The sequence below is a fragment of the Variovorax sp. P4_D9 genome, from assembly GCF_056401695.1.
In genome coordinates this window covers 1-7,545 of the sequence record NZ_JBFUIU010000442.1, presented here as the reverse complement: position 1 = coordinate 7,545, position 7,545 = coordinate 1, and the positions used below count along the sequence as shown (strand labels likewise).

The 7,545-nt window shown below is 66.2% G+C and carries 10 protein-coding genes; 9 read left to right on the top strand and 1 reads right to left on the bottom strand.

Annotated elements, in window-relative coordinates; genetic code table 11:
• Together AC1DY5_RS34490 and AC1DY5_RS34485 are read left to right on the top strand one after the other, a co-directional pair.
• A partial coding sequence (locus AC1DY5_RS34490; RefSeq protein ID WP_478118849.1) for a hypothetical protein occupies nucleotides 1-211 on the top strand: 211 nt, incomplete at its 5' end.
• Nucleotides 208-531, top strand: a complete 324-nt coding sequence (locus tag AC1DY5_RS34485) for a hypothetical protein (RefSeq protein ID WP_478118847.1) — start codon at nucleotides 208-210, stop codon at nucleotides 529-531. The genes AC1DY5_RS34490 and AC1DY5_RS34485, both read left to right, overlap by 4 nt.
• Nucleotides 532-1,123: 592 nt before the next feature.
• On the opposite strand, the gene AC1DY5_RS34480 is transcribed toward AC1DY5_RS34485, so the two are convergent.
• Complete coding sequence (locus tag AC1DY5_RS34480) at nucleotides 1,124-1,384, bottom strand: cupin domain-containing protein (RefSeq protein WP_478118846.1); 261 nt, start codon at nucleotides 1,382-1,384, stop codon at nucleotides 1,124-1,126.
• Nucleotides 1,385-1,610: 226 nt separating this feature from the next.
• On the opposite strand from AC1DY5_RS34480, the gene AC1DY5_RS34475 reads away from it, so the two are divergent.
• The 7 genes from AC1DY5_RS34475 to alaS all read left to right on the top strand — a co-directional run.
• The gene (locus AC1DY5_RS34475; protein WP_478118844.1) at nucleotides 1,611-2,021 is read left to right on the top strand and encodes a hypothetical protein; all 411 of its coding nucleotides are present in this window, start codon (nucleotides 1,611-1,613) and stop codon (nucleotides 2,019-2,021) included.
• A gap of 271 nt (nucleotides 2,022-2,292) precedes the next feature.
• The gene (locus tag AC1DY5_RS34470) at nucleotides 2,293-2,493 is read left to right on the top strand and encodes a hypothetical protein (protein ID WP_478118842.1); all 201 of its coding nucleotides are present in this window, start codon (nucleotides 2,293-2,295) and stop codon (nucleotides 2,491-2,493) included.
• A complete protein-coding gene (locus AC1DY5_RS34465; protein ID WP_478118840.1) occupies nucleotides 2,490-3,668 on the top strand; it encodes a hypothetical protein in 1,179 nt (392 codons plus the stop codon). Before AC1DY5_RS34470 ends, AC1DY5_RS34465 begins: the two co-directional genes overlap by 4 nt.
• Before the next feature lie 196 nt (nucleotides 3,669-3,864).
• Complete coding sequence (locus AC1DY5_RS34460; protein ID WP_478118839.1) at nucleotides 3,865-4,146, top strand: hypothetical protein; 282 nt, start codon at nucleotides 3,865-3,867, stop codon at nucleotides 4,144-4,146.
• A gap of 12 nt (nucleotides 4,147-4,158) precedes the next feature.
• Nucleotides 4,159-4,389 (top strand): hypothetical protein, encoded by a 231-nt coding sequence (locus tag AC1DY5_RS34455; RefSeq protein ID WP_478118837.1) that lies wholly within the window; start codon nucleotides 4,159-4,161, stop codon nucleotides 4,387-4,389.
• Nucleotides 4,386-4,634, top strand: a complete 249-nt coding sequence (locus tag AC1DY5_RS34450) for a hypothetical protein (protein WP_478118835.1) — start codon at nucleotides 4,386-4,388, stop codon at nucleotides 4,632-4,634. The genes AC1DY5_RS34455 and AC1DY5_RS34450 overlap by 4 nt, the downstream gene beginning before the upstream one ends.
• Before the next feature lie 295 nt (nucleotides 4,635-4,929).
• Nucleotides 4,930-7,545, top strand: a 2,616-nt coding sequence (gene alaS, locus AC1DY5_RS34445; RefSeq protein ID WP_478118833.1) for an alanine--tRNA ligase, incomplete at its 3' end; no start/stop codon positions are given.

Sequence of the window (7,545 nt, the reverse complement as noted above, 5' to 3'; positions counted from 1 at the left end):
GGCCACCATGACGGTGGACGCGGTGCTGACGCTGCATGAACGCAAGCGGGTGGACCGCGCCGTGAGCGATGCGCGCAGCCGGCAAGAGCCTGACGGCCACCATGCCCACGGTGCAGATCGCCGTCGCGTGGCCCAGGCCAACCGTGAAGCGGCAGAGCTGTGGAGGCACACCGGCACGGCCATCGCCGACGACTTCGAGGAACGACCATGACTTACGACGATCGCCTGCGTGCTGCCGAGGCCTGGGCCGCCGCCTACCGCGCCCGACAGGCGGCAGATGCCGCCAAGCGCCGCGCTGTGGAGGCCGTGAAGGCCTTGCGGCCCGACCAGCGTTACAGCTTCCTCCGCCCCGAGGCCGATCAGGAACGCATTGCCGACAAGCACCGCACCGACGCTCGCGCCGCATTGCGTGCCGCCGAGAAGGCGCTGCTGCAGATAGTCGATCCGAAACCGATCACGTTGAAGGGCCGAACCCGCGAGGTCAAGGCCGGGCTGGTACTGCTGATCGATAGCGTCACCGGTGTGCCTTGACGATATCGGGGGGAGCCCCGATGGTGGGGGGATGTGCATAGCTCACACGCGAAACGGTGAATCCATGCATTGCTGCAGAACAGAGAACTTTTCGTCCAAAAAAGGACGCCGGCCCCCCGGCCGCTGCGATGCCGGTCCTGGCCGCCCGCAGAGCCCTGCTGACCGCCGTTGATGGCCGTTGACCCCTGGCCCACCGACCACCATCGCGGCTGTGCTCCGCGAGCTGCTGGCCGTCACAAAAGATCGCCTCAATTTTGAGGAGATGTCCATGCCGGACGGATACGGCCGCTTCAAATGTCGGCCGGCCATCATTTAGTGGAGGTACCTCACGTTCGCTCAGTGGCTGCAATGGGCCCACACCGGTAGTCCAATTGGCTCAACTGTCTGCCCGAAAGCCGACATTCACCAGGTCATCAATTCACGGTGAAGCTCACAGCGATTTCCCGGCGCAACTCGTTGGCTAGCGCAAACGAGGATTGCGTCGGAGGGCACTGGAAGAGCACATGGGCGCAGTGCCAACAATGGCGAGTTCATCACTCTCAGCATCGCGCTGACAACGGCGGCGCCGGACAACGCCGCCCATGGGAGACCTTTACTTCGAGTAGTCGTACAGCGGTTTGCCCCTGTCGATGACGTGCACCGCAAGCAGCTTCAGCGAGGTATCGCCGACGATCTTGAACCCACCGTGTTTGACGTCTCGCAGGTTCAGCACCGTCGCGCCTGTGGGCAGCATCATCGCGTCCTTGCCCGGCGCATGTACCGAGGCACCCTGCACCACGTACCCAGGCTCAACGCCGTGATGAAAACGCAGGTCGACGCGTTCGCCAGGCTTGTATTCGGCGATGACCTCCATGGCCGGTGCGCGGTGAGGTCGGTCCGCTTTTGCTCGACGCGCTGCGGCCAATCGCTGCTGGTCTGCGCGACCAACCCCGTGGCAAGACCCAGGCCGACCAAATCGGCTGTCGGCCCCTACGAACGCGGCCCGTCTTGAACTTTACGTTTGGATAGCTAGACTGTAATCTGACACTCGGCCGCAACAGCGGACTCCGAAAAGGGAAATAGCTGAGAGAGGAAATCAAATGGCAAACTTTGCTAGGCGACAAACCTTGATGGCGGGGTTGGGCGCCGTGTCAGCATTCATATTGGGGCCGCGTGAAGAGGCGCTCGCTGCAGTAGGTGACGAAACCAAGATAGCCGAGGGGGTCACGGTGAAAACTCTCGGTGAAGGGAAGTCAATGATCCAAGGCTATCCCAAGGTTCGGCTTCGCGAGTTGACTGTGCAGCCAAGATCGAGCTTCCCGCTATTACCGATGACGAACAACATGGTCTGTCACATGGCCGAGGGCGAACTCCAAATCGATCAAGGCGACATGAAGTTCACCGTGAAAAAGGGCGATGTATGGACGTGCATACCGGGAGGTAAGGAGGGTGGCTCTAACTCCGGAAGCACGGTCGCGGTGATGCGCATCTCAGACCTGCTGACTACTTGAGCCTATCGTTTCCCTGAGCCATCGAGTAGGGTGCTCGCCAGCTGCCCTTCGCGAACGACCGCAGATGGCCGACAGCGGAAGTCTACCGGCAGAGTTGAGCTGCGCGGCCGGCCCCCCCGGCATGGACAACACTCTCTGCCTGAGCCGCTAACGACCCTGAGCGCATATCCCTGTTGGCAATTCCGTGTGCACGGCGTACCCTCGCTGCTGTACTGCGCGACGGTGGTCTCCGACGTCAATCCGGCGCTTCTTCATGAGAAGGACCGCCGCCATGATGAGCACGCACACGCTGCGCCTGCAGGCCACGAAAGGCCAGCCGCTCCAGCCCCTCCCTTCCCTCGGCGTGCTGCTGCGCCGCAAGCTCGCACAGCCTGACTCTGAGGACCACGACCCCACGCTGCGGCTCGCCATCCGCAAGGCCCTCGCTCGCGCTTCCGGGAAGGCTGTCACTCAACAGGAGGTGCGGCCATGACTGCCACGCCTGCCCTGCTGGTGCCGCGTGACGAGCTGCACCGTGCCCGCCTCGTCGAGCGTTCGCCCACCACCACCACCACCCGCGCCCTGCTGAAGGCCATCAGCGTGGTCGCACGCGCAGGGGCTCGCAATCGTTCGGTGGCCTCGGCCCTGCAGCCTGCGCTGGCCGACCACGAACATGGCGAGGCCTTGCGCGCCGTCGTGTCGTTCGTCTCGCGCAGCGTGCAGGACCCGGCGTTGACCAACGTGCCAGGTTGGGCTGCAGAACTTGTGCCGCAGGTCATCGCCGAGGCCCTGGACCTCCTGGGCGAGGAGGGCAGCGTGGTTGCGCGGCTGCCGCTGGCACGCTTCGATCTTGAGGACGGCGTGGTCAAGGTGCCGATGCGGACCTCCCGAGGCCTGGCGGCGGCGTTCCGCGCCGAGGCCGCGCCCATCCGCGTCGGTGGCCTGACCCTCACCAGTCAAACGCTGGAGGGGCGCTCGATGGGCATCATCGCCACCGCCACCGCAGAGACGATCCTGGCGGCCTCGGACTCCGTGCTGGAGCGGATGATCCGCATGAGCATGGTCTCCGACACCGCCGCCGCGCTGGACGAGGCGTTCTTCGATGCGGCGGCGCGTGACGCGATCCGGCCAGCAGGCATCCAGAACGGCATCGACCCTGCGGACACCGCCGTCTCGACGGGCTCGACGCTCGACCTCATCACGGCCGACATGCGTGCGCGGCTCGCGCAGCTGCATGCACGCGGCCTCGGCGGCGTCGCATCGAGCGTGGCCTGGGTGATGCACAGCGACCTCGCGGCGACCTTGCTTGGACTGAGCGACGAGCTGCGCCTGCGTGATCGCTTCCTCGGCCTGCCGGTTGTCGCGGGCCTGAGCGTGCCGAGCGATGTGGTCTTTCTGCTCGACGGCCGGGCCATCGGATTCGCGGCCGATGTGCCGAGCTTCGAGAGTTCCACAGAGGCCACGCTGCACGAGGACGATGGCATGCCGCTGGTGGACGGCAAGACCGGCGCGTCGGTACAGCCCATCGTGGCCGCAGGCGGCGCGGTGGCAGCTCCTGTGCGCAGCCTCTTCCAAACCAACACGACCGCGGTCAAAGGCGTCTGGGCTGTCGATTGGGCCGTGCTGCAGCCCGGTGCGGTTCAGACCCTCACGGGCGTGAGCTGGTAGCCGATCATGACTGTTCCCCACTACCTGACCCGCGACCTCGCCCCGCAATCTGGCAGCAGCTTCGCTGACCTCGAAGTCCGCGACGGTGTCTTCGTGGTGAAGGATCCGAATAGCGGTCGCATCGAGCGCGTTCCATTGCATCGGCCGGATATCGCAAGACACATTCAGAGCGGTTCAAAGGGCGACATTCCGCCTTTTGCGCACGCCTCGCGTCCGCCGCCACGGGCGCGGGTCCAATCTCAATGCCGGTGCGCTGGATGTGATTGCGGACGTCCTGGGCCAAGTCCTGACGCCGATCCAGAGGCGGCTCGCGGCCCTGGAAGCCCCCGCCAAGGCTGCCCAGGCGGCCCAGGAGCGGCGCAGCAGCAGGGACAGCAGGAGCAGTGCCATCACGCCGGAAAGCCGCGCACTGATCGCGCAGGCGCGGGCTGTGAAGGCGATTGCAAGGGCGACCTTTTTGTTGGCACGCACGGCCTGAGGTGCCCCGCCCATGCTGCCACCTTCCTCTGCCGCACCGCTGAGGCCCGGCCATCATGGTGACGCACGCCTCGCGCTCCTGATCGCGCTGCTGCAGGCCGATGCCACCAGTACCGGCGCGATGATGGCCGCCGAGGGCGAGGGCTCACGCATGGACCGCCTCGTCGCGTTGGCGGGTGACCTGGCACGAAGCATCGGGGCGCTGCCGCCCACCAGCTACCTCACCAAGGGGGACGGGCCATGATGTACCGGCACAAGGACTTCCCCGACCTCGGCCAAGAGGCACGGCTGGCACGGCGGGAGGAAGAACGCCGCTGCTGCACCCTGGACGAAGTGGGGGCCGCCCTGGGGGTCACCAAGGTCCGCGCCCGTCAGCTGGAGCAGGCCGCCCTGCAGCACTTCAGCGAGCGGCTGGCCCTGGTCATGGCCGTGAAGGGGCTGAGCGTCAGGGACCTGCTGCCTGATGACAACGACCCAAGAGAACGATAAATAAGGGCATTTTTCAGGGCATAAAAAGTCGCCCAGAATCGCCAACCCCAGTATTCATGCGGGTTCCCAGCTCTTATTGGATTCCCTTCACCCGCTCCAGATCTCACATCGACGCCCGCGCGCCTGCCGAGCGTCGTCCTCTGCGGCCTCGAGATCCTCGACGGCGATGACGGGGCCGGACAGCCCCCAAACCTATAATCGCAGCCTCCAGCAGATCAAGCAGTCAGATGGGTTCGATGCAGGGGCTGCCCCCAACCGGCCGCCCGTTTGCACCTGTACAAGCCAAGAACCCAAGATGAGCCAGCCCACCTTCAGCGTCGCCGACATCCGCAAGTCGTTCCTCGATTTCTTCGCGACCAAGGGCCACACCGTCGTGCCCTCCAGTTCGCTGGTGCCGGCCAACGACCCGACCCTGATGTTCACCAACTCCGGGATGGTGCAGTTCAAGGACGTGTTCCTCGGCACCGACAAGCGCCCCTACGTGCGCGCCGCCTCGGTCCAAGCCTGCCTGCGGGCCGGCGGCAAGCACAACGACCTCGAGAACGTCGGCTACACCGCGCGCCACCACACCTTTTTCGAGATGCTGGGCAACTGGAGCTTCGGCGACTACTTCAAGCGCGAGTCGCTCAAGTGGGCCTTCGAGCTGTTGACCGAGGTCTACAAGCTGCCTGCGAGCAAGCTCTGGGCCACGGTCTACATCGAGGACGACGAGGCCTACGACATCTGGACCAAGGACATCGGCCTGCCGCCCGAGCGCGTGGTGCGCATCGGCGACAACAAGGGCGGCCGCTACATGTCCGACAACTTCTGGATGATGGCGGACACCGGCCCCTGCGGCCCGTGCAGCGAGATCTTCTACGACCACGGCCCGGAGATCGCCGGCGGCCCGCCCGGCTCGCCCGATGAAGACGGCGACCGCTACATCGAGATCTGGAACAACGTGTTCATGCAGTTCGACATGCAGCCCGACGGCAGCGTCAAGCCGCTGCCCGCGCCCTGCGTCGACACGGGCATGGGGCTGGAACGGCTCGCCGCGATCCTGCAGCACGTGCACAGCAACTACGAGATCGACCTGTTCGATGCGCTGATCAAGGCCGCATCGCGCGAGACCGGCGAGCGCGACCTCGGCAACAAGAGCCTGCGCGTGATCGCAGACCACATCCGCGCCACCGCCTTCCTGGTGGCCGATGGCGTCATTCCGTCGAACGAAGGCCGCGGCTACGTGCAGCGCCGCATCGTGCGCCGCGCCATCCGCCACGGCTACAAGCTGGGCCAGAAGAAGCCCTTCTTCCACAAGCTGGTGCCCGACCTGGTGGCGCTGATGGGCGACGCCTACCCGACGCTGCGGGCCGACGAGAAGCGCATCACCGAGACGCTGAAGGCCGAGGAAGAGCGCTTCTTCGAGACCCTCGCCAACGGCATGGAAATCCTCGATGCGGCGCTGGCCGGCGATGCCAAGGTGCTGCCGGGCGAGGTCGCCTTCAAGCTGCACGACACCTACGGCTTCCCGCTCGACCTGTCGGCCGACGTCTGCCGCGAGCGCGGCGTGGCGGTCGACGAGGCCGGCTTCCATGCGGCGATGGAAAAGCAGAAGGCCGCGGGCCGCGCGGCCGGCAAGTTCAAGATGGAACGCGCGGTCGAATACAGCGGCGCGGGCAATGCCTTCACCGGCTATGAGCTGCAGGAGCAGCAGGCCCGGGTGCTGGCGCTGTACTTCGAAGGCTCACCGGTGCAGCAACTGGTCGAGGGCCAGCCCGGAATCGTGGTGCTCGACACCACGCCCTTCTATGCCGAGAGCGGCGGCCAGGTCGGCGACCAGGGCGTGCTGATCGCCGAGGGCCTGCAGTTCGGCGTCGAGGACACGCAGAAGATCAAGGCCGACGTCTTCGGCCACCACGGCACGCAGACGCAGGGCACGCTGAAGGTGGGCGACATTGTCAGCGCGCGCGTCGACACCGAGCGCCGCGCCGCGACCATGCGCAACCACAGCGTCACCCACCTGATGCACAAGGCGCTGCGCGAGGTGCTGGGCGGGCACGTGCAGCAGAAGGGCTCGCTGGTCGACGCCGACAAGACCCGCTTCGACTTCGCGCACAACGCGGCCGTCACCGCCGAGCAGATCCTCGAGATCGAGCGTCGCGTGAACGCCGAGATCCTCGCCAACCAGGCGACCCAGGCGCGGCTGATGGACATGGAGTCGGCGCAGACGACCGGCGCCGTGATGCTGTTCGGCGAGAAGTACGGCGAGACCGTGCGGGTGCTCGACATCGGCAGCAGCCGCGAACTCTGCGGCGGCACGCACGTGGCGCGCACCGGCGACATCGGCCTCTTCAAGATCACCAGCGAAGGCGGCGTGGCCGCGGGCGTGCGCCGCATCGAGGCCGTCACTGGGGCCAACGCGCTGGCCTATCTCCAGCAGCTCGAGGCCACAGTGCACAGCGCGGCCGCGACGCTGAAGACGCCGGCCTCCGAACTGCAGGCCCGGCTCGCGCAGGTACTCGATCAGGTGAGGACACTGGAGCGCGAAGTCGGCTCGCTCAAGGGCAAGCTGGCATCGTCCAAGGGCGACGAGTTGCTGGCGCAGGCGATCGACGTCAAGGGCGTCAAGGTGCTGGCTGCCAAGCTCGATGGCGCCGACGCCAAGACCTTGCGCGAGACCATGGACAAGCTCAAGGACAAGCTCAAGACCGCGGCCATCGTGCTGGCGGCGGTCGATGGCGCCAAGGTGCAGATCGCGGCCGGCGTCACGGCCGACACCATGGGCCGCGTGAAGGCCGGCGAACTGGTCAACTTCGTCGCCCAGCAGGTGGGCGGCAAGGGCGGCGGCAAGGCCGACATGGCGATGGCCGGCGGCACTGATGCGGCGGGCGTCCCGGCGGCACTGAAGTCAGTGCAGGGTTGGGTCGCGGAA